Origin of the sequence: Micromonospora sp. WMMD730 (assembly GCF_049178955.1) — a bacterium.
Classification (GTDB): Bacteria; Actinomycetota; Actinomycetes; order Mycobacteriales; family Micromonosporaceae; genus Micromonospora; species Micromonospora wenchangensis.
The window spans coordinates 3,385,856-3,412,855 of the sequence record NZ_JBMHML010000002.1 but is presented as its reverse complement, the minus strand read 5'-3'; the positions used below and the strand labels follow the sequence as shown (position 1 = coordinate 3,412,855).

Genomic DNA, 27,000 nt, shown 5'->3' with positions numbered 1-27,000 from the left:
ACTGTCGCGTCACCGTTCATAAACGTGGCTGTGCTCACGGCGACCGGGTCCCGGGGTGCGCGACAGCCGACCCGGCCCGCCGGTGGTGCGGGCCCGGGACACAGGTGACGAACGGGGCGGGCCCGAAGGCCCGCCCCGCCGCTTTGTTGGCGACTACCAGAGGATTTGAACCCCTAGACCACATCTGCAATCCGCAACCGTGCTAAGTGGCAGTCACCGAAAGCGTAGTCCCGACCGCCGGGCCGACGCAGTCGTGCTTGCGACAGCTCAACTGACGTTGCCGGAGCTGCGTGCACCCCCGGCCACCTGGATGGAGCCGTTCGACGAGACGTTGTCGGTGACCGACCACAGCCGCTTCGCCGGCGCCCCCGACCAGGACGGGTTGCACAGGATCGCCGGCTCGCAGTTCTGCACCAGGTTGTCGCGGATCGCCATGATCGGCCCGCCGGCCGCGAAGGCCCAGATGCCGACGCCCGCCCCGGCGGTCACCGAGATCCGGTTGTCCGAGACGAACACGTGCCGGATGCTGCCGATCTTGATACCCCGGATGGTGCCCGAACCACGCCACCACGCCTGGTAGAGGTGGATGTCGTTGCCGGTCACCCGGATGGTGCGGCCCTGGATCGGCGGTCCCTTGTGGTAGGACACCCCGATGTGGACCCCCTCGGCGACCTGGTCGATGCGGCAGTCGGAGACCTCGACGTCACCGACCGCCGTGCCGCCGCCGATCACCACCGCGCAGGCCCCCACCGACACCTCCGCCGCGGCGGTCAGGTCCCGCCGGTACCCGCCGGCGTACTTCTCGCCGAAGGCCGGCTCCAGCAGGATCCGGTCGGCGACGCTGCGCAGGTGCCTGGCCGCCGCCGACGGGGTCTGCACCGGACGCGACGGCGGCGACGCCGCCACCGCCGCCTCCCAGGCGCCCTGGCTCAACGCCGAGTCGAAGCGCAGGCTCGCCCCCGGCACCGGCAACGCCACCTCCCGCCGGTCGCGGGCGATGTCGTCGGCCTCCCGCACCTCGATCCCCTCACCGACCAGGTAGTCCCGCAGCGTCTTGCGACCCTCGTCGGTGTCGAAGATCCGCCCGGCGTTCTGCCCGAGCCGCCCCTTGAGCGAGGTGAGCTGCCGCCGGTACGAGGGCAGCTGGGCCGGGTCCTCGGTGGCCACGTCCGCCAGCCGCAGCACGTACGCCTCGGCGGCCTCGGCGGTGCGCTGATCCTCGGCGTTCGGCGGACGCAGGGTGGACAGGGTCTTCCACTCGCTCTGCGGAACCATCGAGTTCATCCGCACGCCCCACCGGCCGACCCGGATCACGGTGTTCCACTCACCCGCCTCCAACCGGTCGTCGCGGTCCAGGGCGAGCCGGCCCACCAGCTGGGTGGCGAGCTGGCTGCGGAACTTCTCGTCCTTGACCAGTTCGGCCAGGGTCAACGAGGCCGGCCGGGGCGGGCAGGAGAACCGACACCGGGTGACCACCGCGTGGTCCGGGTTCACCAGCAGCACCCCCTGCTGGCCGTGGCCGATGAGGAAATCCGAGTCGAGCACCCGGACCTTCCCCGGTGGGGTGCCCTGGTCGTTGCGGACGGTCAGGCAGGTGCTCTGCGGCGACGCGCCGGCCACCCCGGTGAGCTGGCAGTGCTCGATCGTCACCTCGGCGCAGTTGACGGCCGACACCGGGCCGAGCCGCCCCTCGGCGGCAGCCGGGCCGGGGGTCTCCACCGCCAGGTGCGACACCGACACGGTGCCGCAGTTGACGAACATCAGCGCGTACTCCTGCCCCTGCACCCGGATGCGGCTGGCCGGCCCGCTGCCCAGCACCCGGATGTTGGCCCGGCCGGTGAAGGTGACCGGCACGGTGCTGGTGTAGAGGCCGGGGGCGAAGCAGATCAGCACGTCCCCGGCGGGCAGCGTGGTGAGCGCCTGCACCCAGTCGATGCCGGGCCGGATGGTGATCGTCGCCCAGCCGCTGGTGGCGGACGCGGCGAGCTGGTTGATGGCGGCCTGCACGGTGGTCGCCCCGGCCAGCGACGGCCGCCCGGTCGGGTCGTACGACACCCGGTCGGCGCGGGACAACGCGCCGGTGAACGTCACCGGCAGGTGGACCGGCTGGCCGGCCTCGTCGAGGAGCTGGGCGGTGACCTCCTGGGTGGCGGCGGCGGAGTCGAGCTGCCAGGCGCAGCGGGCCCGCCCGTCGGTGCCGGTCTCCACGGTGACGGTGCTGGCGGTGACCGCCCCGGCGGTGAGCCGGCCCGCCCCACCGGTGACGGTGAACCGGACCCGGGCCTTCGCGACCGGCTGGCCACCCATGGCCACCCCGGTGACCAGGTCGTGCCCCAACGGCACCAGGGTCGCCGGGTTGCCCGGCACCGGCACCGCCTCCTGGCCGTCCCCGCCGAGCAGGCTCAGCGTGGCCTGCCCGGTCAACGGGGCGAACACCGGCCGGCAGTCGCGCAGCACGCTCCACTGGCTGCCGTCCCAGCTCACGACGCCGATCCGGCCGTGCGCCCGGCGCGGCCCGTGCGGGGTCTGCGCGACGGGGGTGGTGCCGACCCGGGGCCACTGCACGTCGTGCACCGCCGAGCGGGCGGGGAACGACCACCAGTCGCCGGTGCGGAAGGTGCCCGCCGCCGAGAACCGGATCTTGATACCGAGTTCCAGGTCCACCTCGACGCCCCCGGCCGGCACGGTGCCCCGGCCGTCCCAGCGGCGCACCCGGGGCCGGGACGGGAAGTCGGCCCGGTCGAGGCTGCCGGTGGCGGTGCCCGGCCGGATCACGATCCGGTCCCCCTCCACCCGGTCGACCTGGACGAGCGTGCCCGGCAGGGCGTTCTGCTCCCGGCCGTCGTCGGTCAGCTCCACCCAGGAGCCGTTGGTGAAGCCGGCGCTGCCGTCGCGGCCCGGGACCTTCACGGTCAGCACGTCGACGTCGATGCTCTCCCACGTCGCCACCGTGGCGGCGTTGTCCCGCGACCAGACGTAACCGGCCGTGCCGGGCGTCCCGCCGGTGAGGATCTCCACCCGGTAGAACTGGTTGTCCAACCCGGTGTACGGCGACCCGGTCGGGATCACGCAGTCACCGCCGGAGCTGCCCGTCGGGTCGGCGCGGACGGCGAGGGTGCCGGTCGAGGCGGCGGTCAGCTCCGCCCAACCGGGTGGGGTGTCCGCGCAGCCGACCGGGGTGTTCGGCGGCCCGGCCTGCAACAGCCGCACCTGCCACACGGTCCGCAGCCGGGTGGTGGTGTCCGGCCCGCCGAGGGCGACCTCCCGCAGCGCCGGGTCCTCGATCGCCGTCACGTGCTGCGACCACACCTGCAGCCACGCCGCGTAGACCCCCGGCGGCACCGGGGCGCCGCCGGCCAGCCAGGTGCCGTCGAGCCTACGGACGAACGGCCCGCCCGCCGGCAGGTCCGGCTGGGCGAACACGGACAGCGGGGTGTCGTTCTCGCAGAGCACCCCGTCGAGGTAGTAGCGGCCGGCCGACAGCTTCAGGTCGGCCCCGCCGGTCAACCCGAACGCCCCGCCGACCACCGGCGCGCCCGCCGCGCCGACCACGTCGGTCAGCGCGGTGGCCCGCAGGTGCGCCTGGATGTCCTGCTGTTCGTTCCAGTCCGCGTCCAGGTCGACCCGGCCCTGCTGCTTGCGGACGCTCGTCGCGTGCCGCCGCTGGTCGAACGTGACGCGGCTGATGTCGCCCTTCATGGTGTGGTTCCTCCGGTCGGCAGGACGGGCAGGGCAGCGGCCACCCGCCCCAGCGGCAGGTACTCCGCCAGCGCGAGGGTGAGGTTGTGCAGACGTTGCGGGGTCAGGGCACGCCGGAACGCCCCCAGCTCGGCCCCGGACTCCGCACCGGTACGCAGCTCCACGGCGGCGGTGGCGGCCAGCCGGCCGTAGGTGGCGTCGCCGTAGCGGGTGCTCGCCCACGCCGGACCGACCCGGGTGGCCACGTCCGGGTCGTCGGGGCGGGACTGCTGGGCGAGGTCCGGCTGGCAGCGGTAGCGGCGCGGGGTGACCGAGCCGGGCCGCAGATAGCTGAACCGGACGTACCCCTGCTGCCGGCGGGCCACCGTCACCGGCTGGTCGAACAGGCAGTCCGTGGCGGTCAGCACCCGCGCCGTGGTGGTACCCAACACCGTCACCCCGGTCAGCTCCGCCGCCGCGTCGCCGGCGGCCACCGTGCCGTGCACCAGCGAGTCGGTGACGGTCAGCGGTCCGTCGGTGGTGGCCAGCGCCCCCGTCACGCAGCGGTGCACCACCACCCGGGTCCGGTCGTTGCCGGCGGTGACCGTCAACCCGGTCGCCGTCGGCCCGAGGGTGCAGTGCCGCAGCTCGACCAGGCCCAGGCCCGGCCCACCCCCGTCGGGCGCGGTGACGGTCACCGTCCCGGCGACCAGCAGCCCGTCGACGACCAGCTCACCCGGGCGGTCCCCGACGCCGACCCCGGTGGCCGCCAGCGTGCCCAGCAGGCAGGGCCGCACCCCGACCGGGTCGAGGTCGGTCTGCCGGCGGGGCCGGTGCGGCGGCCGGGGCCACTGCGCGGCCAGCACGCTCAACCGGCTGCCCTGCCCCACCCGCACCGACAGGTTCTCCCGGTAGCGGTGGCTGTCCAGCACCACGATCCGGCCGGTGCCGCCCGGGTGTGCGGCCTGGAAGTCGTGCCAGGCGGTCACCGCCTCGCCCAGCGAGGCGACGACCTCCCCGGCCCGCGGCGGCTCCGTCACGCTCACCGCGAGCTGCCAGTCCACCGGCCCGTCCGCCGCCCCCAGGTCACCCCGGCGCGGGTACGGGCCGGCGCCGACGTCGGCGCTGAACGCGTACCACCAGGAGACCGCGAGACGGTGCACCGGCCGGCCGGCGGCGACGGTGATCCGGCCGCGCACCGGGTCGACCCGCACCCCGCTGCCGGTCGGCAGCTCCCAGCCGGCCAGGTCGCAGATCCGCAGCAGGTCCAGCGGCACCGGGCGCAGCTCGTCGGCCGGGGTGGGCTGGATCCACACCACGAACGACGGGTCGTCGTCGCGGAACCAGCGCCGCTGCTCCGCCGACGGCGGGCTGTCCGACGCCAGCGCCGCCAACTCGTCGCGCAACGGCCGGCGGCGCAGCGGACCGGGCACGTTCGCCTCGTCGGCCCGGTGGTCGATGTCCGGCTCGGTCACCGTCGGCCCGGTCAACTGCCGGCCCACCCCCACCGGGTCGATCCACCACCGGCCGTCAGGCGGCGTCACGACCGGCGCGGCCGTCGCCCGGTCCAGCCGGTACGACGGCAACGGCCACACGTACAGGCCGATGTGCCCGATGTTGGGGCGGCCGGTCCCGGTGTCCATCGCCCGCACGTCCACCGTCCGGCAGACCGTCTCGAACGGCCCGCCGACCAGCTCCAACGGCGCGGCGGCCCGGATCGACGCGGTGGCCGGCGCGTCGCGGACGTGGTTGACGTGCTGGGTGGCGACCAACCGTTCGAAGAACTCGACGACGGCGGCGCTCCAACCGGTGTTGGCCCGGGTCAGCTCCTCCAGGGCGGCGGCGGTGCCCTTGCGCCGGCGGAACCGGATCGTGTCGGCCACCCGGGCCCGGTCGGACAACCCGCCGCCGTCGGCCAGCGGATGCAGCTGACCCGCCCCCACCAGCTCACCGAGATAGGGCACCACCCACTCGGCGCAGGTCTCCACGAACCAGTCGTCGGTGAGCTGGTCGATGTCGGTGTCGAGCGCGGCGGCCTGGGTGGCCAGCACCTCCACCAGGGCGCGCAGCATCCCGCCGGCCGCCTCGTCCCGGCTGCGCAGGGCGGCCGGCAGCAGGTCCCAGATCTCCTCGACCCTCACGATGCCTCCAGCAGGGTGACGTCACCGGCGTCCACGGTGAGCAGATCGGCGGGCAGCAGCACGTCACCGACCCGGCGGGCCGGCGCTGCGGTGATCACGTCGAGGCGGGCCGGCGACTGCCCGGCGTCGTACAGCAGCTCCAGCACGACCGCCGCGACGCCCGGCACCCGGTGCAGCAGCGCCTGCACCTCGCTGGCGCGCACCGGCTGGGCGTAGTCGCGGGCGTCGAAGCTCAACCCGGCGACCAGCGCCGCGCGGGCGGCGGCCGAGACCGCCGCGAACCGGTACCCGGGGGTCAGCAGCAGCCGGGCGGTCACCGCCACCCGGCGGCGGTGGTGGCCGAGGATGCGTACCGGCACCGCCGCCTGGCGGGCGGCGTCCAGCGCCCGCAGCAGGTCGGCGCGGACCGCCGCGTCCGGTGGGATCTCCGCCCCGTCCGGGCCGGCGACGGTGAGCAGGACGAGTTGCCGGGCGTCGTCCCAGACCAGGTCCGCGCGGGCCTTGCCGATCCCGGCGAAGGCGCGGGCGAAGTCGGCGTGGTCGGCCAGTGAGACGACCCGCCCCAGGGTGCGGACCGCCAGCGGCGCGTTGCGGCGGGCCCGGTCCACCCCTTCCGGGTCGTCGGCCCCGGCGGCCGGCACAGGGTTGCCCACCTCCATAAGACCCAGCGGGCGGGACAGCGGGATCGTCAACCGGCCCGGCGCGAGGTCGGCCGACCGCCCGACGCCGCTGCGGTAGGTGGCCACCACGTTGTCCCGCCCGGTGGGCAGCCGCGCCCCGGTCAGGCCGTCGCCGAAGGTGACCGTGACGGTGCCGTCGTCGGCCCGCCGCACGGTGTAGACCCGGGCGGTGGGGGCCTGCCCGAGCAGCGCCGGCACCTCCTGCCAGCGCACCCCGTCGACCCAGACCGCGAGGGTGGTGCGGGAGCCGCTCGCGGTCGCCGCCGGCACGTGGGTCAGCGGCGCGTGCCGCAGCGTGAACCGGGGGAACGCCTGCCGCGCGTCGCCACTACCCAGCACCTCGGCCCGGCTCTCACCGTGGGTCGCCGGTGTCACGTTGCCCAGCACCCGGACGCTGTCGCGCCGGTAGCGGCGGGTCACGTTCGCGGTCAGGTCCACCGTGGTCGCGTCCCGCACCCGCAGCACCGTCACCACCTCGCCGACCGGCCCGCCGTCCGGGTCGACGCCGGTGAGCACCAGCGGCCGGCCCGGCTCCAGTCCGGGCGTCGGCCGGGCCAGCTCCAGGGTCGCGGTCGCGGCCAGCGGGGCGGTCAGCGGCGGAGCGGCCGTCGGGAGCAGCCGGCTGCCGCCGAGCACGGTGGTGCTACGCCGGGTGAACGTGTTCGAGTCGCCGCCGGCCACGGTGACCCGGGTGGTGCGGGCGGCGATGCCGAAGTCGGCGACCGGCAGCTCCGCCACCGCGTCGACCCGACGCACCTGCGCCACCCCGGCGGTCTCCAGCACCAGCCACGACCCGGCCACGACCGACGGGTACGACTGGTCCAGGTGCAGCGTCCGCTCGTCCTTGCCCAGCGCGGCGTCGACCCAGCTGTCCTTGCGGGTCGCGTACGCGCCCGGCAGCACCTGGTTGGTGCCCGGGTTCAGCTCGCCGACCCGTAGCGCCACCGGCAGCGCCGACCACGGCTGCGCCTGGTAGCCGAAGAGCGCCGCCCGCTGAGTCAGCAGGTGCACCTGCACCTCCCGGCCCGACTGGCGCAGCTCCGTGCCGAGCGGCTGGGCGGCCACCGTCGCGTCCAACCCGACCACCGTGTACGCCGGCACCACCGCGCCGCCGTCGGACGCGGCCACCACCGCCGGCAGCACCGGGGTGGCCGAGCGCACCCGGCGCACGTCGTACCAGTCGGGGCCGAGCACCAGCAGCGCGGTGCCCGGGGTGAGCACCGTGTCGACGCCGGCCAGGTGCAGGGTGTCGTCACCGGGGCGCGGTGCGCGGGGCGCGGTGACCCGCAGCCCCACCGCGTTCAGCTCCGGGCGGGCCAGCAGCGGGGCCACCGTCTCGAAGACCTGCGGCAGCTCGCCGGGGCCGGGCACGCTCTGTGCCTGGCTGCCCACCGGGATCGGCACCCCCTGCGGGGCGCCGGGGGTGGCGGTGACGGTGAACGACAGCCACGTCGTCGCGGCCACCCCGGGGCGCAGCTCGTAGCCGATCGCGCGGGCCAGCATCAGCACCGAACCGCGTTCGGTGGCGGTGCCGAGGAAACCCTCGTTGGCGATCCGCTCCTGGTAGAAGGCGAGCACGTCCAGGGTGGTCGCCCAGGCGTGCAGCAGCGCCACCGCCGGGTCGTCGACCTCCCGGGTGGTCAGCCCGGCCAGCTCCGGCCGGCCGGAGAGCCGGTCGACCAGTTCGGCGGCGAAGTCCGCCTGCCGGCCCAGCCGGTACCCGATGGCGGCCCGGCCGGGCGGATTGGGTTCCCGGCCCACTCGTGACGTCACAGTCCACCCACCAGGTCGAGGTGCAGGATGCCGTGCTCCGGCACGCTGGGATCGTTGTCGAGGCGGATCACCTCGGTGTCGCCGGCCCGCAGCACCCGGGCGTCCAGTTCCCCGCCGGCGGCCACCCCCACCGGGTGCAGCTCGGTCACCCGCACGTCGGTGACCCCGGGGACACCGACCGCGGCGGCCAGCAGCTGGCTGACGTAGAGCGGGGTACCGAAGCTGAACCGGTCGGGGTGGAAGAAGCCGCGCCCCCCACCCGGCAGGTCGCGGGCCGAGAAGAGGTCCAGCAGGGCCCGGCGCACGTCCGAGCGGAACGCGCCGCCGGTGACGCACACCCACAGCCGCAGCTCCACCGGCAGGTCCACCGGGTCTCGTAGTTGCAGGTCGTACCCGGCGACCCGGAACCGGTCGAGCCGCCCGGCCAGCCGGCGGGCCAGTTCCGGCTCGTCGGCCAGCCGCTGCCCGCCGGTCAGGTCGAGGGTGAGAAAGACCGTCCACCAGGAGCCGGTCCAGCGGACCCGGGCGGTGGCGTTGGCCACCTCGGGCAGCCGTCGCGCCGCCGCCACCCAGTCGGCGGTGGTGACCGCCCGTTCCTGGGTGGCGAAGGCGACCGGGGCGTGCTGCCGGGCGTGTTCGACGTCCTCCGGGTCGGTGCCGCCGACGGCGGGCAGCGGGTTGGTCGCGGCGAGCAGCCCGACCCGGTCGGTGACCAGGGTGGTCAGCGCGTCGTGGCCGAGGTTGCCGGCCGCGCCGCCGCCGCGCCACCAGGCGACCTGGAAGACCGTGCCGGCCGGTGGTCGTCGCCCCGACACGTCGTCGCCGAAGCGCAGGCTCACCCGGCCGTCGCGCTCGCGTTCCGGGACGAAACCCTGATCGAAGCGGTCGGCGTTGAGCAGGTCCCGGCGGGGCCGCCAACTGCCCTCGGTGGTCTCCAACCGGATCAGCGGCACCGCGGCGCGCGGGTCCTGGTCGAGGGCCTGGCTGGCCGGGGTGTCGGTGGTGAACGGCACCGCCGCGGCGACCGGCTCGTCGGTCAGCACCGGCCGCCACCGGTGCTCGGCGGCCGGCGGAAGCTGCCCGGACACCGCGCTGGCGTGCTGGACGGCCACCAGGTTGGCGCGGGCCACCGCACAGGTCACCAGGTGGTCGGTGCCCGTGCCGGCGACGGAGGCGGTGACGGTCAGCGGGAAGGCCAGCCGGTCGGCGGCGCTCCACCCCACCTCCAGCACGGCCACCCCGGTCACCGGGTCGGTGGTGGGGCGTACCGACACCAGCCGGACCACCTGCCGGTGGGTGGGGTCGGCGTCGGCACGTCGCCCGGTCCGCGGGGAGAGCACCTCCTCCAGCAGCAGCAGGTCACCTGGGGCCAGGCCGGTGGCGGGCAGGTCGACCAGGGTGGCCCGGGTCGCCCCGGCGGGCAGGCCGCAGTCCCGACCGCCCCACACGTACAGGGCGATCTCGTTGCGGGCGGCCCGGGGGGCGAGCGGGGTCAGCGTCTCGAACCCGGTCGCGCCGCCGGCCAGCAGCGCCGTCGCGTCGGCGGGGCGTACCGCCGGGGTGGCCCGGTCGGCGGCCAGCACCGGGGTCCCGGCGGGCAGTCCCCGGCTCTCCACGTCCGACCCGGCGGCCACCCGCACGCTGAGCCAGGCGCGGGCCGCGCAGCCGTCGTGCACCGCGTAGTCCAGCAGCCGGGCGTGCCGGCGTACCGAGATCCGGCTGCGGGCGGTGCCCAGGTATGCCTCGGTGCCGGCGGCGTCCTGCCGGTAGGACAGCCGGTCGGCCACGTGGGCCAGCGCCTCCACCACCGTGACCAGCGGGTCGGCCGGGTGCCGGTCGGCGCCGCCGGGCAGGGCGGCGAGCCGGTCGAGCATCAGCCGCCGGAACCCGGCGTAGTCCTTGGCCAGGTAGTCGGCCGGCGCGGTGGTCGCCGGTGGCGGCGGCACCGGCGGGGCGGTCGGCGCCGGGTCCAGGTCGCTGGGGCAGTTGGCCTTGAACGAGAAATCCTGCGCCGACAGCACCGGGTCGAAGCCGGGCGGCACCCGGTCGTCCACCGCCGAGCGCACCAACCGCAGGGTGTACGGGGAGAAGTCACCGGCCCGGTCCACCCGGACGGTCAGCTCCGCCCCGGCGGCGGCGACGCTGAGCACCCGTACGCCGGTGATCCGGACCCCGCCGTCGACCACCACGTTGCCGACGGCCAGCGGCGCACCGGCGGGCACCCCGCCGGTCTGGCCGGGCAGCGGGTGCAGGAAACCCACGTGCAGCAGCCGCTGGTCGGCGGCGTCCACCTCGACCCAGTCGATGCCGTTGAACGCGCTGCCCGGCCGGGCCACCTCGGCCCGCCGCTCGTCGTCGTCGCACCGCACGCTCATCCCGCACCCCTCTCCACCGACACCTGCGCCGGTCGGCCGGTGGCCCGCAGCCGGTAGGCGACGTGCACCCGCACCGCCGCCCCGGCCAGGTCGACCCGGACGTCGTCGACCTCGATCAGCTCACCGAGCCACCGCTGCAACGCGCTGCGGGCCTGCAACTCGGCCGTGCCCACCACCGCGTCGTCGACCGGGGCGAACAGCAACTGGCCGAGGCCGGCGCCGAAGTCGGGCCGGTTCACCCGCTCCCCGGGCGCGGTGAACAGCACCGCCTCCACCAGGTCGGCGACGTGCCGGTCCGGGCCGGCCAGGCCGGAGCGGCCCCGGTTGTCCGGCCGCCACGGAAACGCCGGGTAGGTCATGACGCCACCGCCCGGACCTGCACGCCGGCCACCGTCGGCGGCCCCTGCGGTACGCCCTCCGCGCTGACCCCGAGCCCGACGCTGGTGCCGAGCACCGGCGGCTGCCCGTTGACCAGCACCCGGGCCGCCGGGGTGGTCCACTGGAGCTGGACGCAGGGCTGCGGCTTGGTGCCCGCGCCCACCGGCACCTGGAAGGTGCACCCGGTGACCGGGTACGCGTCGGTGGCGGTGACCACCGGCAGGCCGCCGACCAGCACCCGCGCGTTGCCGGTCTGCGGGGTGACCGGGCCGGTGTGCGGGCAGGTCAGCACCGCCCCGACGTGCAGCAGAGGGCCGGGCATCAGGTCACCGTCAACGCGGTCTGGTTGACCGCCACCGTCGGGCCGACCAGGGTGATCGAGGCGCCCTTGCCGTTGGAGATGATGATCCCGGTGTCGTTGATCGAGATCATCGCCCCGGTCAGCGTCTTGAGCAGGATTCCACCGGTCGGGCCCGGAGCGTCGGAGATCATCAGGGTGGCCTGGCCGGGGGTCTGCAACACGATCGGCGGGGTGGGCGGCGGGGCCGACGACACCAGCGCCGGGATCTCCGCCTTCGAGCCGTACCAGCAGCCCGTCCAGATCGGATGGTCGGCGTCGCCCTGCTCGAACTCCACCCACACCCCGGTGCCCGGCAACGGCACGGCGAACATGCCCGCCTGGATGCCGGCGAGCGGGAAGCAGGGCATCGCCCAGCTCGACGGTGGGAGCGTGACGTCCGGGACGGTCACCTGGATGCGGCCCTGCTGCAACGGATCGAGGTGGTTGACCACCGTGCCGCGATACTTGCCGTAGTACCTCGTCGTCATGGCTGTGCCCTTCCGGAGGTGGAGACCTGGGCGTTGCGGCCGAGGGTGAACCGCTGTTTGACCTCGCCCGCCCTGACCGTGGTGGTCACGCTGCGCACCACGTACTCGCCGTCGTAGGCGCGGCCCGCCCCGCGCACCCCGACCAGCCGCCGGCAGCGCAGCAGCCGGCCGTAACGCAGCACGTCAAGCGAGCCGGACCCGCTGATCACGTTCGCCGACTGAGCGGCCCGGGCCAGGCCCCGGGCGAGGGTCTGCACGACGTCCATCCGGGCGGTGGCGTCGTCGGTGCCGTCGGGGTTGGAGCGCCCGACGTTCATCCGCCGGTACGACAGCGGGATCGGGATCTTGCGGCCCAGCGGCGGGTTGAGCGGGCTGACGTCCGGCACCGGCAGCGGAATCGGCACCCGTACCTGCTCGGGGAACGCGGTGAGCAGGTAGACGGTCTTCTGCACCCCGTCGAAGGAGAACGACAACGACTCCACGTTGGAACCCGCGTCGGCGTTGACCGTCAACGCCGGCTGGGGCTGACCGGCCCGCACCTCCGGCCCCCAGTACGCGGTGTTCATCCCCGGGGTCGGCCCCGGCTCCAGGTAGAACGTGTAACCCACCTCGTCGGCGAGCTGCGACACGTACGCGAAGGTGGTGCCACGTACCGCCGGGATGCGCTGCACCGGGTTCGGCGCGAACACCAGCACGCTGGGCACCACCATCGGCACCACCCCGTACGCGGCGAACGGGGCGAGCAGGGTCAGCACCCGGGCCTCCGCCGGCATCGGCATCGGCAGGTCCGACAGGTCGATCAGGTCCATCATCTGGCTGACGTCCACCCCGGTGAGGGTGAGCGTCGACGCGCCCGCGTCGTTGCTGCGGGCCACGTCGTGCCGGGTCACCACCCCGTCGGAGAGCACCTGCGGCCGCCCGTCGAGGTGCAGCACCAGCAGCACCCGGGTCGGCGGGTCCAGGCTGCCGTCGGCGAGCATCCGCTCCACCGGCGACCCCCGGCCCAGGGCGAGACGCAGCTGGAAGCCCGAGCGCTGCCCGGCGTTCTGGGTGACCTGCGCCTCCTGCACCGCCGCCACCAGCTCCATCGGGGCCGGCCGGAAGGTCAGCGGCCCGATCAGCACCTGCAACCGCACCCCGCTAGGCATCGAGGCTCCCCGGGAACCCCTCGGGCAGGGCCACCCGGACCACCTGGCCGGGGCGGATCAGCTCCGTCGGGTCGAACACCCCGTTGGCGTCGCAGAGCTGCCAGAACGCGGTGGGGTCGCCGACCGTACGGGCGGCCAGCAGGTCGACCCGGTCGCCGTCGGCGACCGGTTCCCAGCCGGCGGTGGCGAGCCGCTCGGCGGGCGGCACGAACCGGCGACGCAGGTGCACGATCTCCTCGCCGGTCTCCGGGTCGACGGTGACCGTGGTGCCCACGGCGGCGTACCGGCTGTCCGGCGCGAGCGCCCCGGGCGTCGGCTGGCCGCCGGTGGCGCCGGTGGCGGCGAAGAGGGTCTCCGCGACCCGGCTCTGCGCGGCAACCAGGGCCGGGTCGGTGTCGGTCGGGTCGCTCATGGCAGCCGGTCGATGCCGAGGTCGGCCAGCCGCCCGCCGCGCGCCCGACCGGCGAGCTGTTCGAGCTGCTGGTGGGCGGCCATGGCCAGGCCGCCGGCCCGGCCGTCGGTGCCCACGTCGTTGACGGTCAGCACCCGCAGACCCAGCCGGATCTTGGCGCGGATCGGGTTCAGCATCGGGTCGAACGCCTCCTCGGTGATGGTCAACTCGGTGATCCGTACCGGCCAGAGCCGGCGTCGTCCGAAGGCCAGCAGCACCAGTGGCGCCGGCGGCGGCACCACCTCCAGGGTTCCGGCGGCCAGCAGCGCCGCCGCGTCCTGCACGGCGGCCAGGCTGGGGTAGGCCAGCGACTCCAGGGCGGCCAGTTGCGCGGTCAGCCCCAGCTCCACCGTCTGCGGGTCGGTGAGCTGGTCGGCGGCGTCGAGGTCGGCCTCCAGGGTGAGCGTCTGCACCGGCGGGCCGGTGATCCGCAGCGCCTCGCCCCGGGCCCCACCCTCGGCCCCGGCCGTCTTGAGCTGGAAACCGCGGGTCAGCGCGTCCGGGTTGTACTGCAGGGTGATCACCCGGCGGCTGCGTCCGCTGTCCGGGTCGAGCACGACCAGGCCGGCGCGCAGCAGTCGGGGGCTGAGGGGACTGGTCACGGGGTGCCTCCAGAGGTGGGACGCCGCCAGCGGATCCGCTCCGCCACGGCCCGGGTGATCCGGCCCTGCATCAGCAGCGGGTCCAACCCGCTGAAGTCGACGGTGCAGTCGGCCAGCTCGGTGATCCGGATCTGCCCGGTGGACAGGCCGAGCCCGTCGAAGAGCAGGTTCACCCGGGCCACCGTGGCGCTCTGCAACGACACCGGCCGCAGCCGGCCCGGCAGGCCGCCCCCACCGCCGGCCCGCCGTACCCCACCGCCGACGGCGAGGTGCACCAGCGCGTCGGGGGCCAGCACGATCTCGTTGCCGCCGCCCAACGGCAGGGTGATCTCCCGGGGGTTGTTGACCGACAGGTCCACGTCGACGTTGCCGATCGCCAACCTGCCGGGCGGGCCGGTCGACGGTTCGTCGCTCTGCACGTCGGCGACGGTGTGCAGCAGGTCGTCGCGGGAGGCGGCGGTCGGTCGCAGCAGCCGGTTGAGCCGCACCAGGTGCTCGGTGCGGGCCTGGCTGACCTCGCCGGTGTCGAGCTGCCACCGCAGGAGGTCGACGTTGTTGTCCGGCGGGGGAGCGCCCTCCGCCCCGAAGCTGGGCAGGTGCACCCGGTAGACCAGGTCGTCGCCCTCGACGATGAACCGGCCCGGGGTCCACCACGGCAGCGCGCCGGTGAGCCTGCGGTAGTCGACCGCCCCGTCGCGCAACGCCAGCCGCACCTCCCAGCTCCGCTCACCCCACAGGAATCCGTCGTGGGTGACGTCGAAGTCGATGTGCCCGTTGAGGCTGTCCAGCACCTCGCCGATGCGGTAGGTGTCCAGCACCCGCACCAGCGCGTCCCACTTGCCGGCCAGGGCGGCCCGGCGCTGCGCGCTGGTGGTCCGGGCCGGCGGCGGGGCCGGGATCGGGGAGCCGCCGCCCAGCATGGTGGCCAGGTCCAGCACGAACCGGGCGTTGCGGATGTCCAACGACGGCAGCTCACCCGAGCCGCTGGTCAGGTCGTGGGTGAGGTCGCCGAGCAGCCCCTGCTCGACGAAGACGTACAACCCGAGCCCGCTGTCGGTGAAACTCAGCCCGGTCACCTCACCGCCGCGTACGGCGATCCGCCGGCCGGGGGCCGCCGTGCCGTCCGGACCGGCCGGGTCCTGCTCGTAGCCGATCGAGGTGAACCGCAGCCCGTACTCGGGGCGGCCGGTCGGTGCGCCGAGGAACAGCAGTTGCCGGCGCGGGTCGGCGGTGACCTGGGCGCTGATCGCGGTCAGCGTGGGCTGCGCCAGGTTGAGCCGCAGGCCACCGTGGTCGAGGAAGTCGACGCTGAGCCCGCCGGCGGTGAAGTCGGCCGTGCCGCCGGACAGGAACGTGCCGATGTCGAAGCCGACCCGGGCCGCCTCGATGGCCCCGATCCGCAGGCCGCCGAGGATCCGCATCCCCTCCGCCGTGCGGGTCGCCTCCACCAGGAAGCCGTCCTGCCCGGCTGCCGGCACCAGCCGCAGCTCCCCGAGCACCGCCTCGATGTCCGGGTTGAGCCGGATGGTGGTGCCGTCGTGCAGGTCGACCAGCAGCCCGCTGGCCCGGGTCTGCTGCACCACCAGCTCGCGCAGCAGCAACCGGCGGAACCGGCCGCCCGGGGTGCCCGCCGGCCACAGGTCGACCCGGACCCGCGCGCTGATGCCGAGCAGGGTGATCGCCCCCGCGCCCGACGGGATCCGCAGGCCGAGCGCCGCGCCCTGCCAGTTCAGCGCGTCCACCGAGATGGTGGCCAGGTTCAGGCCCGGCTGGCCGTCCGGGCCGATCTCGATGTGGTCCGGGCCGACGCTGACCACCCCGGTGTCCAGCCCCTGGATGCTGACGTGCTGGTCGTGTTCGCCCGGCCGGGGGCCGACGCCGAGCTGAGCCTCACCGCCGACCACCCGGGCCTGGATCCGGCCGCCGCGACCGAAGGCGAGGGTGAGCTGGGCGGCCCACAACGCGCCGTCGACGTGCAGCGCGGCGTCGATCCGGCCGGCGATCTCCACCCGGGTCACCCCGGTGGTGAGCCGTCCGGCGGTCACCCCCGCCGCCGTCGACCAGCGCAGGCCGCGCAGGTCCACGTCGAGGATCTCCAACGGCGGCCGGTCCGGTTCCCCGGCCGGGACCGGTTCGGGCCGGCCGAGGCCGACGTCGAGCACCCCGTCGCGGTAGCGCAGGTCCCGCCCGGTGATCCGGGCGATGTGCAGCCGCTCCAGGTGCAGCGCGGCGGCGGCCGGGACGACCCGACCGGCGGCGTCGCGCTGCTCCGGCGTGCTGTCCCAGCGACCGCTGGCGGTCAGCCCGTCCAGCACGGTCGGCCCCCGGGAGACGATCCGCCCGTCGCCGGCCCGCCAGTCGATCGCGCCCAGCTCGATGCGGGCCGGACCGACGTCCTCGAACCGCAGCCCGCCGGCCCGTTCGGTGACCAGCCGGCCACCGAGGCCCGCCCGGCGTACGGTGACCGCGCCGTCCGGGGTCCGCAGGGTGGTGTCGGTAAGGGTGAGGCCATCGAGTTGGATGCGTTGGCTGTCGGTGGGGTCGCTGAGGATCCGGCCGGTCACCGGGTCGACCCGGTGCGGCCCGGCCTGGATCAGGTCCACGGTGACCGTGGCGGCGTCCGGGCCGGTCGGCCGGCCACCCACGGTGCCGGTGATCGTGGTCGGGCCGCCCTGCACCGCACGGGAGATCACGGCGAACCGGAGCCGGTCGAGCTGACCGACGGTCAACCGCCCGGAGTAGGTCAGCTCCTCGCCGGTGAGGTCCACGTCGAGGTCGCGCAGCCGCACCCCGATCAGCGCGCCGGAGACCACCTCGACGCTCATGCCCGGCGCCGGGTCGGTGACGTCCATTCCGATCCGGTCGGCGTCGATCCGGTCGATGACCAGGTTGCGCACCAGCGCGCCACGGACCTGCCGCCCGGCGGCGGTCGCGCCGGTGCGGACCCGCACGTCGAGGCTCATCCGGCCGATCCGGGTGCTGCCCCGGGCGTAGACGCTGCGGCCGGGGGAGTTCCACGCCAGCCCGGTCAGCTCGGTCTGCTCCACCACCAGGTCGGGCAGGCGCAGGTCGTCGCCGTCGGGCAGCACCCGGCCGTGGATCGCCTCGCCGGGTGTGCCGTCGGCGCGGGCCGGTGCGGTGAACGCGATCCGCTGCGCCTGCACGCCCGGCCCGGAGACCCCGGTCACCGCCAGTTCACCCACGCCGAAACCGACGGCGGTCCGGCCGACCGGCAACCCCGCGGCGGCGGCCGGGCCGGCCAGCTCGGCGGGGAGCGCACCGCCGCCGACGGTGTCGAGGTCGGCGCGTACCCGCAGCCGGGACGCCGTCAGCCGCTCCACGGCGGTGGCCCCGGCGCGGACGTCGGTGGCGGTCAGCTCGGCCAGCCGCACCTGCACCCCGAGGGTGGCCGGGTCCAGGGTGACGTCGAGCCCGCCGACGCTCAGCCCGCCGGCGGTGATGCCGAAGTACCGCCGGGCCCGTTCCCGCAGCAGCTGAAGCTCCTGCTCCTGGGCCCGGGTGCGGTGCCCGGGCTGGGGGCGGCCGGCCGGGTCGACCGGCTCGGCGGCCAGCGACTCCAACTCCCGCAACCGGTCCAGGTCGGCCAGCCAACGGGTCAGCTCCGCCCGTCGGTCCGCCCAGCGGGGCTCGTCGGGCAGTGCGGCGAGCTGGGCGGTGACGTCGGCGCGGGTGGGCAGATCCCCGGCGGCCAGCCGCAGCGCCGGTGCGCCGGCCGGGCCGGGCAGCAGCCGTACCCCGGCGACGGTGGCCGACCCGGTGCTGCCCCGGGCCGTCGTCGCCGCGTCGGCGGGAACACGGTCGCGGCGGAACCTGGTGATCAGTTCGTCGTCGGGCAGGTACTCCCCGGCGCGCGACGGCAGGGACGCCTCGGCGTGGATCGGGTCGATCTCCACCCCGGCGGCCTCGACCCGACCGGTCAGCCCGGTGACCCGGATGCCGCCGACGTCGATCGCCCCGCCGACGGACTGGCGGAGCTGGTCGGACAGTTCCACCAGCCGGCGACGTTCGGCCTCGGACAGCGACTCGGCGTGCCAGCGGTGCCGGGACTCCAACCGGTCCAGTTCCCGCTCGGCCGGCTCCAGCGCGGTGAGCTGGCTGTCGACGGCGCGCAGCCGCTCGTCCAGGGCGGCGCGTTGCGATCCGGTGGCGGTCTCGCGGCGCAGCCGCAGCGACTCCTGCTCGGCGCGCAGCCGGGCCGGCAGGCTGGTGGCCACCCCGATCAGCGTACGGCCGACCTCGATCCGGCCGACCTGTTGCAGGCCGGCGAAGGAGAGCCCCTCGGCGGTGGCGCTGGAGAAGCTGACCCGCAGCGAGTGCATCATCTCCACCGCGTCGGTGACCCGTTCGCCGACCGTCCGTGGTGGACGGAACACCCCGTCGGTGAGCAGTCCGATCGTCGCGTTGGCCAACGGGGTGAAGATCTCCCCGGCGGTCAGCGAGGTGAACTGCTGGGCGAGGAACGGCGCTCCGGCCGTGTACGGGGCCAGCAACGCGTCGCTGATCTTGGACAGGAACGGCAGCCCGCCGTAGAACGAGATGACGTTGTGCAGCAGGTGGATCAGCGGATCGATGATCGGGATGCCGACCCAGCCGTGCCGGCCCGGCTCGGTCACGTCCTCCTGCCCGGTCGCCCCGGCCCGAAAGGCCAGCGTGGACAGCCCGAACCGGGTCAGGCCGAGCAGCCCGCCGGGCAGCCCGTCGCTGGCGTACACCACGTCGGAGACGCTCAACGCGCCCATCCCCGCCTGCGCGCCGACCGGCCGCTCGTAGCCCCGGTCGGAGAACGAGGCGACGATGTCCAGATCGGTCAGGGTGATCCGGCCCGTCCGCAGCGAACTGCCGGTGAAGGTGCGGTTCACCCCGTCGAGTTCCAGCCGGGGCAGCCGGACCCGCAGCACCCCCTGCCGGGCGTCCACCGACAGCGACAGCCGGTTGGCGCGTTCCCGGTCGCTGTCGCGCAGCCGGGCACCCCCCAGGTCGCCGCTGATCCACTGGGCGTCGTGCAGGTCGAACTCGTCGACGGTGACCTCGTCGGTGAACAGACTCAGCCCGGTGCGGCTGAGGAACAGCAGCTTCAGCCCCACCGCGACCAACCGGGCCAGGTCACCCACCACCGTCGGCGTGCCGTCGGTGCGCAGCGACTCCGGATCGAACGTGGGCCGCCGGGTCGCGTGGTACAGCCGCAGCTCCGCCACCAGCGTCGCCAGGGCGGGCAGCAGGTCCGCGCGGACCTCCCGGGAACGCAGGAACACCCACCGCCGGTCGTCCAACGCGTACGCCTGGATGATCAACGACCGTAGCTCGGTGACCCGCCCGGCCCGCCACAGCCGGTCGTCACGCAGCCGGTCCCGCAGCTGGTCGCGGGCCTCGACGCGGCGCGGACCGGCGATCGCGGTGACGGCGAGCGAGGCGCGCATCTGCGGGGTCATCCCGGACTGCATCCGGGCCCACCGGTCCGGGTCCTCGGCGGCCAGCCGGGTCTGGTCGGCCACCGGCAGGCTGCGCACCAGCTGGAAGGCCAGCCACGCCTCCCGGGGGTTCACCGCCCAGTCGGTCAGCCCGATCGCGAGCAGGCCGCGGGCCTGCCGTTGCAGGTGCGCCGGGTCGCGCAGGGCGAGCAGGTCGAGCAGCTCGGCCCGCCACATCTCGTGGGTCAGGTACGCGTCCGGCAACGCGGCGAGGATGCGGTCCAGGTCGCGCAGGGCGTCCAACCGGTGCACGGCGGTCCGCAGCGCCTCCCGCCCCCGGGCATCCGGACCGGCGGTCGCGCCGGTCGGCCGGTCGTAGCCGATCAGCCGGCGGACCAGCTCGACGGCGTTCACCCCGTCCAGGCCGCCCTGCACGATCCGGTGGATGTCGGCGACGAGCCGGTCGGCGTCGACCTGCCCGGCGCTGCGCCGCCGCCGCTGCAGCGGTTCGGCGAGGGTGCCGACGCCGGTGTAGCTGCCGCCGAGCACGTCGGCGGCGGGGATGTTCTCCTCCAACCGGTCGAACCAGCTGCCCCGGTCGAGCTGCCGCCACCGGTCCTGGGCGGCCAGCGGCAGGCTGCGCAGCAGCAGGTACGCAAAGCGGGCCTCGTGGTCGCGGATCGCCCAGTCGAACAGCCCGTACGACAGCAGACCCTCCACCCGGGCCAGGTTCCGGTGCTCGGCACGGGCGGCGAGGACGACCAGCAGCCGGGGGCCGAGCGGCGCGTCGACCCGCTTCTCCTCCCACGGCACCTGGTCGAGCAGGGTGTCGAGGTGGCCGCCGTCGTCGAGCTGGCGGACCACGTACCGCAGCCGGGGCCCCGGCTCGGGCGGCCCGGCGGCGGCCGGCGCGGCGGTGGCCGGGGTGCCGGCGGTGGGTGCGGCGGGGGCCAGGTCGGCGAGCTGACGCAGCGCCTCGTCGGCCCGGCGGTCGTCGATCAGCCGTTGCACCCGACGCAGCCGGGTGGCCAGGTCGGTGTCCCGGTCGAGCCGGTCGTCGTCGGCCGACGCCCCGCCCAGCGCGGTGACCTGCTCGCGCAGGGCGTCGGCGTCGTTGCCCGACGGGGGCCGCTCGGCCAGCAACGCCCGGAACTGCGTCTTGCGGTCACCGGCCAGCAGCTCCCGCAACACACTGGTCCGCAGGGCCCGCAGCACGTTCAGGGCGGTGCGCCGCCGCACCGGGTCGAGCCCGTCGGTGTCCAACCCGTGCACGTTGTCGGCTTCCAGCACCCGCAGCAGGTAGGGGGTCTGCCCGCCGAGGGCGGCCAGCGCGGCCCGGGGGTAGGCGCGGTGGTGGTCGTCGTCGAGGTTGCCGGCCAGGTCGGTGCGCCGGGGCGCGGGCAGGCTGTGCACCAGGCTGCGGGCGACCACGAACGGCAGGGTGTCCAGGATGCGCAGGCAGCCCCGCACGTCGTCGCCGGAGACCCACAGCCCGTCGAGCAGGTCGATCATCCGGGCCCGTTCCGCCCGGTACCGGCGGTCCACCAGAGCGCCCAGCTCCGCCTCCAGCGGCCCGGTCGTGGCCTCCTCGGCCGGCGCGCGGTCGGGGGCCGGCGGGGTGGCCGGGCGCGACGGGGTGGCCACGGCACCGGTGTCGGCGGCGACCGCCCCGGCCGGCAGCCACGCCACCGGCCGCCACAGGGCCCGCCCGGCCGCCGCCGCGTCGGCCAGCGCCCGCGCCTCGGCCTCCGGGTCGGCCACCTGCCGTCCCGGGTCCGCCGTCGTGCCGCCCGCCTGCGCCAGGTGCCCCAGCTCGTGCACGAGCAGGGCCCGCCCGGCGGCCCGGGACGGGTCGAAACCCGGGGCCAGGTGCACCACCTGGTCGGCCAGCAGCCCGCGCGCGCCATGGTTGGCGGCCCGGCGACCGTCCCCGCCGAGGCGTACCCGCACCGCGTCGGGGCGCAGCCCCAGCGCCGGGGCGTACCTGTCGACCAGGTCCCTGGTCAGCGTGGCGAGGGCGTCGTCACGTGCCGCGACGGGTTCCGTCGCCGGGAGCGGCGCCCGCTGCGCGGCCGGGCCCGGGGCGGTCACCGTGGCCACCCGGGCAGGCGCAGCCGGACCCAGATCGCCTCGGCCAGCGCGGTCGGCAGGTCGGCGGTGGCCGGCGCATCGGTCACCGGGGTCACTGTCGACGGCAGCCCCCGCTGCGCCAGCAGCCGGGTCAGCCGGGCACCCACCTCGGCCGCCAGGGTTGCGTCGACCGGCCCGTCGACGCCGGTGACGACCAGCCGGCGGATGTCGACCTCGACGGTCGTGACCTCGGCGTTCACGACCACAGCCCCGGATCGGCCGGCCGGTCGTGCTTGGCGTACTCGGCGGCGACCGCGTCGAGCACGTGCCGCATCCCGACCGGGGTGCCCTCCCCGGCGGCGACCAGCGCGGCGCGCAGCGCGACGGTGTGGATGTCCCCGCCGGTGAGGTCCAGTTCGGCCAGCCGGGGCAGGTCCAGGTCGGCGGTGGCGACCCCGGGCGGGAAGGCCCGCCGCCACAGCCCGGCCCGCTCGGCGGGACCCGGGTGCCCGAACGGCACCACCACCCGCAGCCGGCGCAGGAAAGCCGGATCGATGGCGGTGCGCATGTTCGTGGTCAGCACCGCCACGCCCCGGTACCGCTCCATCCGTTGCAGCAGGTACGACACCTCGATGTTGGCGTACCGGTCGTGGCTGTCACGCACCTCGGAACGGCGGCCGAACAGCGCGTCGGCCTCGTCGAACAGCAACACCGTGCCACCCCGTTCGGCGGCGTCGAAGATCCGCCGCAGCTGCTTCTCGGTCTCCCCGATCCACTTGCTCACCACGGTCGCCAGGTCCACCCGGTGCAGGTCCAACCCGAGTACCCCGGCGACCACCTCGGCGGCGAGGGTCTTGCCGGTGCCGCTGGGCCCGGCGAACAACGCGCCCACCCCGAGGCCCCGACCGGTCCGGCCGGCGAAACCCTGCTCGACCAGCAGCGCCCGACCTGCCGCGGCGGCCGCCAACTGCCGCAACTGGGCCAGGGCGGGCGCGGGCAGCACCAGGTCGTCCCAACCGGCCCGCACGTCGATCCGCTCGGCCAACCCGTCCAGGTCGCGGCGGACCCGCCCACGGACCAGTTCCCGGGCCCGGGTGACCGGGTCGTCGCCCGACCCGGCGGCGGGGGTAGCGGAGTCGAGGATGTCCCGGTGCCCCAGGTCGAACTCCCGGGCCAGCCCGGCGGCGGCCGACGCGGCGGGGCCGGGCAGCAGGTCCCGCCACAGCGCCCGCTGCTCGTCCCGGGTCGGCCGGTCCACCGTCGGCCCCGGGGTCACCCCGTCGAGGGCGACCGCGCGGGGCGTGCTGACCACCACGTCACCGACGAGCCGGGCCAGCAGCTGCGACACGGCGGCGCTCGTGTCCGGTGGTTCGTCGCCGGTCAGCTCGACGACCAGCACCGGGTCGGCGAGCACCACCTCCCGGTTCCACAGCCGGGCGAAGGCGTCCCGGTCGGTCACCGCCCGGGGCAGCTCGGCGGCGGCCACCCGGTGCCCGGTCCGGCCCACCGTCGTGCAGGCCGCCGCCACCACGTCGAGCCGGTCGTCGTGGTCGGGCCCGCACACCCGCAGCGGGCGTCGCCCGGCCTGCCAGGTGGCGCAGAGCTGCCGTACGGCCCGACGGCGGCTGGCCGGCAGGATGGCCGGCGGCGGGGGTAGCGCCACCAGGTAGGGCCGGAGCCGTTCGTCGAGCCGGCCGACGCCGTGCAGCTCGTGCAGGACCCGCTCGTCGACCCGCAGCGGGGCGTGCGGCAGGGGGCCCTCGGCCAGCTCCACCAGCCGGGCCGCGCGCAGTGGACGGTCGGCGGCGAGGGCGTCCCAGTGCCCGCCGGGCAGGGCGTCCAGGCACCAGGCGAACGTGGGTGGCCGGTCCAGCAGGCCCAGCTCACCGGCGACCGTGGCGGCCAGCACGTCACGTTCGAAGCCGGTCAGCCCGAACCCGGTGCCGATCCGGTCCAGCGGGGAGCCGCCGGGCGGGGCGTCGGCCGCCGGTTCCCCCTTGAGTAGCAGGCGGATGCGGTCCAGTTCGCCGGCCAGCCCGTCGCCGCCGGCGGTGACCGGGGGCGGGGCGGGCCAGCGGGCGGCCGGGCGTGGGGCGGGCATCACAGCACCACGGCCGGGCCGTCGTACCGGCCGGTCGGGTCGGCGTGCAGCGGACTGTCCACCCCGTCGACCCGCAACCGGGCCAGGTACGTGCCGGCCGGCAGGTCGCGGAAGGCGAAACCGATCCGCCCGGTGCGCTCCCCGCCGGGCGGCACCCCGTTGCCGGCGGGCGCGGCGAGCACCGTGCCACCCGCCCCGGTCAGCCCGAGGGTGACCTGCTGGCCGGTCTCGACCCCGGGGACGACGTCGACGGTGACCGTGCCGGTGCGCAACAGCACCCCGTCGACCGTGCGGCTGGACTCGACCACCACGTCGGCGGGGGCGACGGTGATCGTCGGCCGGTAGGTGACCGGCACCGCGTCGGAGCTGATCGCCGGCCGGGGCGTGGGCGGGTCACCCAGCGCCACCGCGTGGGTGACGACCAGACCCCGGATACCGGCCGCGACGGGCCGGTCGAACGCGGTCAGCGGCAGCCGCAGCTCACCGGCGGTGACGGTGGCGGGGCTGGCCGAAGCCGCCCCGATCCGCACCCGTACGTCCGGCCCGGCGAGGTTGCGGCCGGTCACCACCAGGGTCGCACCGGCCGTGACCGGGGTGCCGGTCGGCCCGTCGGCGCGTACCTGGTCGACCTCGGGGCCGTCGACGTCGATCGTGCCGGCGCTGACCGCGCGGACCGGCAGCGGCTCCCGCGCGCCGCGCAGCGGGTCGATCAGCACCACCGACACGTCGAAGAAGACACTGCTGCGGTACGGCGCGCTGAACGCCGACCAGAGCCGGAAGCTCTCCTCCCCGCCGGGGCTGTTGGTGACGCTCACCCGTAACTGCTCAAGCTGCTCGGCGAGGCGGGAGTCGGCCACCGGGGCGGGCAGCGTCGGGTCCGGCGGGTCGGGGGCGAGCGAGCGGCGGATCGCCGCCCGGGTCAGCACCGGCGTCTCGTGCAGCATCGCCAGCAGGTGCCCGAGCAGGATCTCCCCGGTCAACGGGTCGTGACCGTAGACGCTGGCCACGTAGTGCAGGTCGACACCGAGCGGCGGCGCGGCGACGTCGTCCCCACCGGTGCTGCGCGGCGGCGGCCCCAGGTTGGCCCAGGTGGGATTGCGGGTCACCCGGCTCAGGAACAGGTTGACCTGGTTGCCCTCCTGGTTGCCGACGGTCACCCGGTCGGGTGGGCCGGCGGAGACCGACACCCCGCCGACCGCCGACGACGCGCCGGTGGCCCGCAGGTACGCCATCAACTGCCCGCGCAGCACGGCGGTGACGGCGGCGAGGGCGTACCCGGTGCTCATCGCGTCACCCCCGCTCCGCGCAGGTACGACTCCAGTTCCGGCGCCGGGCCCGGGGCGACGGCGGGTGCCGGGGTGAGTGGCGGGGCGGTGACCGTTGGGGGCGTCGCCGGATTCCGCTGCGGGGTGAGGCGGACCTCGATCCGGCCGATGTGCACGTGCACGGCGACCGGCTCCGGTGCCCGCGCGTCGGCCCGGGTGGGCGGTGCGCGGTGGGCGGGCGGAACGGTCGGCGCGACGCGTGCCACCGGTGCGGTGGGGGCCGGTGCGGCGACCGGGGCCGGCTCGGTGGGCGTCGGGGCGGCCGGCCGGGGCGGCGGATCGTCCGGGTCGTCCCGGCGGAGCGCCGGTGCCCCGGCCGGCGCGGTCGGCGTGGTCGCGGTGACCGGCGGTCGGGGCGGTGCGTCCCGGTTCACCGGCGGGGGTACGGGCGCGTCCGGTCGGGGCGCGTCCGCCAGCGCCGGAACCAGCACCGGCCGGCTGGACCCGGTCACCGCCGGGGCGCGGGCACCGGGCGGAGGCAGCGGTCGGGGCGACCAGGGGACCGGTGCCCCGGCCGGCGGCGCGGGCGGCGTCGCCACCGCGACGGCCGGGGCAGGCTCAACGACCGACGGCGTGCCCGGCGACGGCGGCAGCGGTGCCGGCGACTCCGGCGACGGCAGCGGGTCGGCCGGCCGGGCGGGCGGCGGGGTGGCCGGCCACTGTGCCTCGTCGGCCGGGAAACCGTCCGGTTCCGGCTCCTGTGGCTCGAACCGGCCGAGGGGGCGGGGGCGCAGCCGCGGCGCGGTCCCGACGGCCAGGGCGGCCAGCGCGGCCAGGTAGCCGCTCACGGGACCCGCTCCAGGTACGCCGCCCGGCGGTGCGGACCCAGCGCCAGCACCTCCGCCTCGGACCAGCCGTACGCACGGGCCAGCCGGTGAACCTCGTCGAGCAGCCGACGCACCCGGACGTCGGCGGCGTGCCACGCCCAGGCCGGCACGTCCAGCAGCGCCTCGGTGTCGCCGCCGCAGCCCGGACAGGTCAGGGCTACCGCGACGACGCCGAGCGGGTCACGCTCGGCCATCGCGGCGGACACCGCCGGCAGCGCGACGGACGGGTCGGTCAGCGGTGGGTCGGCGTCGAGCAGGCAGGCGTCGAGCAGCGACCGCTCGGCCGCCGCCGCGTCGCCGGCCCGTGCCGCTCCGGCCAGGTCGGCGGGGGTGGGCAGCCGCAGGGTGAGCCGGTGCCCCCGCCAGTGCAGGGTGAACGGGCCGGCGGCCCGGTCGGCCCGCTGTGGCGCGGCGGCCAGCAGGTCGGCGACGGTGAGGGTCACCTCCAGCTGTTCGGGGCAGGCCGGACAGTCCACCGTGGTCGCCACCCGGCCGCCCGTCCAGCCGCCGGCCGTGGCGAGCAGCAGCGCCGTCACCTCGCCCACCGGCAGCCGGTCGGCGTCGGGCTGGCCGAGCAGCAGCAACCCCCGGCGCGGCGCGGGCTGACCGAGCGCGTCGTCCCAGGCGTGGACCAGCGCCACCTCGGTCGACGGCGGGCCCGCGACGGTCACGACCCGAGCCGGGGTTCGGCCGGTTCGGTGACCGCCTCGTCGCGCTCCCAGCCCTCGTTCTCCAGCTTGAGGTGCTCGATCGCCACCGCGTTGGCGTTGGCGTCCAGCTCCGGCAGCGCCTGGTACTCCGACACCCAGCAGCGGAACAGCCGGTACGACTGGGCGACCTGCCCGGCCTCGTTGAGCAGCTCGATGGTGATGTCCCGGCGGAAGTCGGCCAGGGACACCTCCGCGCCGGCCCCGGCGTGCAGCGCCCAGATCCGGCCCGCCCACTGGGCGAACTCGGCGTCGTGGGTCAGCCCCCGTTCCAGGGTGACCGCCTCGAACTCGGTCCGCCCCGGCGACTTGTGACTGGTCGACGGGTTGCCGCCGTCGCGGTGCTTGACCACCTCGGTGGTGCGCTTCAACGCGCTGACCTTGCTGACCCCGGCCACGTAGCGGCCGTCCCACTTCACCCGGAACTTGAAGTTCTTGTACGGGTCGAAGCGCGTCGGGTTGACCGCGAACTGCACCATGACTCACA

The 27,000-nt window shown here is 75.8% G+C and carries 17 protein-coding genes; all 17 read right to left on the bottom strand.

Annotation, left to right across the window (positions count from 1 at the left end; translation table 11 throughout):
* Positions 1–267: 267 nt before the first annotated feature.
* The 17 genes from ACN265_RS14895 to ACN265_RS14815 are packed head-to-tail and all read right to left on the bottom strand — an operon-like array spanning position 268 to position 26,992.
* Entirely contained in the window at positions 268–3,699 is a 3,432-nt protein-coding gene (locus ACN265_RS14895) for a DUF6519 domain-containing protein (protein ID WP_421408184.1), read from the bottom strand.
* Positions 3,696–5,819 (bottom strand): hypothetical protein, encoded by a 2,124-nt coding sequence (locus tag ACN265_RS14890; protein WP_421408181.1) that lies wholly within the window; start codon positions 5,817–5,819, stop codon positions 3,696–3,698. Before ACN265_RS14890 ends, ACN265_RS14895 begins: the two co-directional genes overlap by 4 nt.
* A complete protein-coding gene (locus ACN265_RS14885; protein ID WP_421408179.1) occupies positions 5,816–8,272 on the bottom strand; it encodes a putative baseplate assembly protein in 2,457 nt (818 codons plus the stop codon). Before ACN265_RS14885 ends, ACN265_RS14890 begins: the two co-directional genes overlap by 4 nt.
* Positions 8,269–10,647: a baseplate J/gp47 family protein gene (locus ACN265_RS14880; RefSeq protein WP_421408177.1), complete on the bottom strand. Its 2,379-nt coding sequence runs from the start codon at positions 10,645–10,647 to the stop codon at positions 8,269–8,271. Before ACN265_RS14880 ends, ACN265_RS14885 begins: the two co-directional genes overlap by 4 nt.
* Complete coding sequence (locus ACN265_RS14875) at positions 10,644–11,006, bottom strand: GPW/gp25 family protein (RefSeq protein WP_421408175.1); 363 nt, start codon at positions 11,004–11,006, stop codon at positions 10,644–10,646. The genes ACN265_RS14880 and ACN265_RS14875 overlap by 4 nt, the downstream gene beginning before the upstream one ends.
* Positions 11,003–11,347 carry a hypothetical protein gene (locus tag ACN265_RS14870; RefSeq protein ID WP_204924339.1) on the bottom strand — a complete coding sequence of 115 codons (345 nt, stop codon included), beginning with the start codon at positions 11,345–11,347 and terminating at the stop codon, positions 11,003–11,005. The genes ACN265_RS14875 and ACN265_RS14870 overlap by 4 nt, the downstream gene beginning before the upstream one ends.
* Positions 11,347–11,853: a phage baseplate assembly protein V gene (locus tag ACN265_RS14865; RefSeq protein WP_067303923.1), complete on the bottom strand. Its 507-nt coding sequence runs from the start codon at positions 11,851–11,853 to the stop codon at positions 11,347–11,349. Before ACN265_RS14865 ends, ACN265_RS14870 begins: the two co-directional genes overlap by 1 nt.
* Positions 11,850–13,001: a hypothetical protein gene (locus ACN265_RS14860; RefSeq protein WP_421408172.1), complete on the bottom strand. Its 1,152-nt coding sequence runs from the start codon at positions 12,999–13,001 to the stop codon at positions 11,850–11,852. The genes ACN265_RS14865 and ACN265_RS14860 overlap by 4 nt, the downstream gene beginning before the upstream one ends.
* Positions 12,994–13,413, bottom strand: a complete 420-nt coding sequence (locus ACN265_RS14855) for a hypothetical protein (RefSeq protein WP_204924337.1) — start codon at positions 13,411–13,413, stop codon at positions 12,994–12,996. The genes ACN265_RS14860 and ACN265_RS14855 overlap by 8 nt, the downstream gene beginning before the upstream one ends.
* Positions 13,410–14,054, bottom strand: a complete 645-nt coding sequence (locus tag ACN265_RS14850; RefSeq protein ID WP_088645885.1) for a hypothetical protein — start codon at positions 14,052–14,054, stop codon at positions 13,410–13,412. Before ACN265_RS14850 ends, ACN265_RS14855 begins: the two co-directional genes overlap by 4 nt.
* Positions 14,051–21,574 (bottom strand): eCIS core domain-containing protein, encoded by a 7,524-nt coding sequence (locus ACN265_RS14845; RefSeq protein WP_421408167.1) that lies wholly within the window; start codon positions 21,572–21,574, stop codon positions 14,051–14,053. The genes ACN265_RS14850 and ACN265_RS14845 overlap by 4 nt, the downstream gene beginning before the upstream one ends.
* Complete coding sequence (locus ACN265_RS14840; protein WP_421408165.1) at positions 21,571–21,813, bottom strand: hypothetical protein; 243 nt, start codon at positions 21,811–21,813, stop codon at positions 21,571–21,573. Before ACN265_RS14840 ends, ACN265_RS14845 begins: the two co-directional genes overlap by 4 nt.
* Positions 21,810–23,654 carry an ATP-binding protein gene (locus ACN265_RS14835; RefSeq protein WP_421408164.1) on the bottom strand — a complete coding sequence of 615 codons (1,845 nt, stop codon included), beginning with the start codon at positions 23,652–23,654 and terminating at the stop codon, positions 21,810–21,812. Before ACN265_RS14835 ends, ACN265_RS14840 begins: the two co-directional genes overlap by 4 nt.
* Positions 23,654–24,940 (bottom strand): DUF4255 domain-containing protein, encoded by a 1,287-nt coding sequence (locus ACN265_RS14830; RefSeq protein ID WP_420115874.1) that lies wholly within the window; start codon positions 24,938–24,940, stop codon positions 23,654–23,656. Before ACN265_RS14830 ends, ACN265_RS14835 begins: the two co-directional genes overlap by 1 nt.
* A complete protein-coding gene (locus tag ACN265_RS14825) occupies positions 24,937–25,767 on the bottom strand; it encodes a hypothetical protein (RefSeq protein WP_421408161.1) in 831 nt (276 codons plus the stop codon). Before ACN265_RS14825 ends, ACN265_RS14830 begins: the two co-directional genes overlap by 4 nt.
* On the bottom strand, positions 25,764–26,477 hold the full coding sequence (locus ACN265_RS14820) for a hypothetical protein (RefSeq protein ID WP_421408159.1): 714 nt from the start codon (positions 26,475–26,477) through the stop codon (positions 25,764–25,766). The genes ACN265_RS14825 and ACN265_RS14820 overlap by 4 nt, the downstream gene beginning before the upstream one ends.
* On the bottom strand, positions 26,474–26,992 hold the full coding sequence (locus ACN265_RS14815) for a phage tail protein (RefSeq protein ID WP_204924330.1): 519 nt from the start codon (positions 26,990–26,992) through the stop codon (positions 26,474–26,476). The genes ACN265_RS14820 and ACN265_RS14815 overlap by 4 nt, the downstream gene beginning before the upstream one ends.
* Positions 26,993–27,000 lie beyond the last annotated feature (8 nt).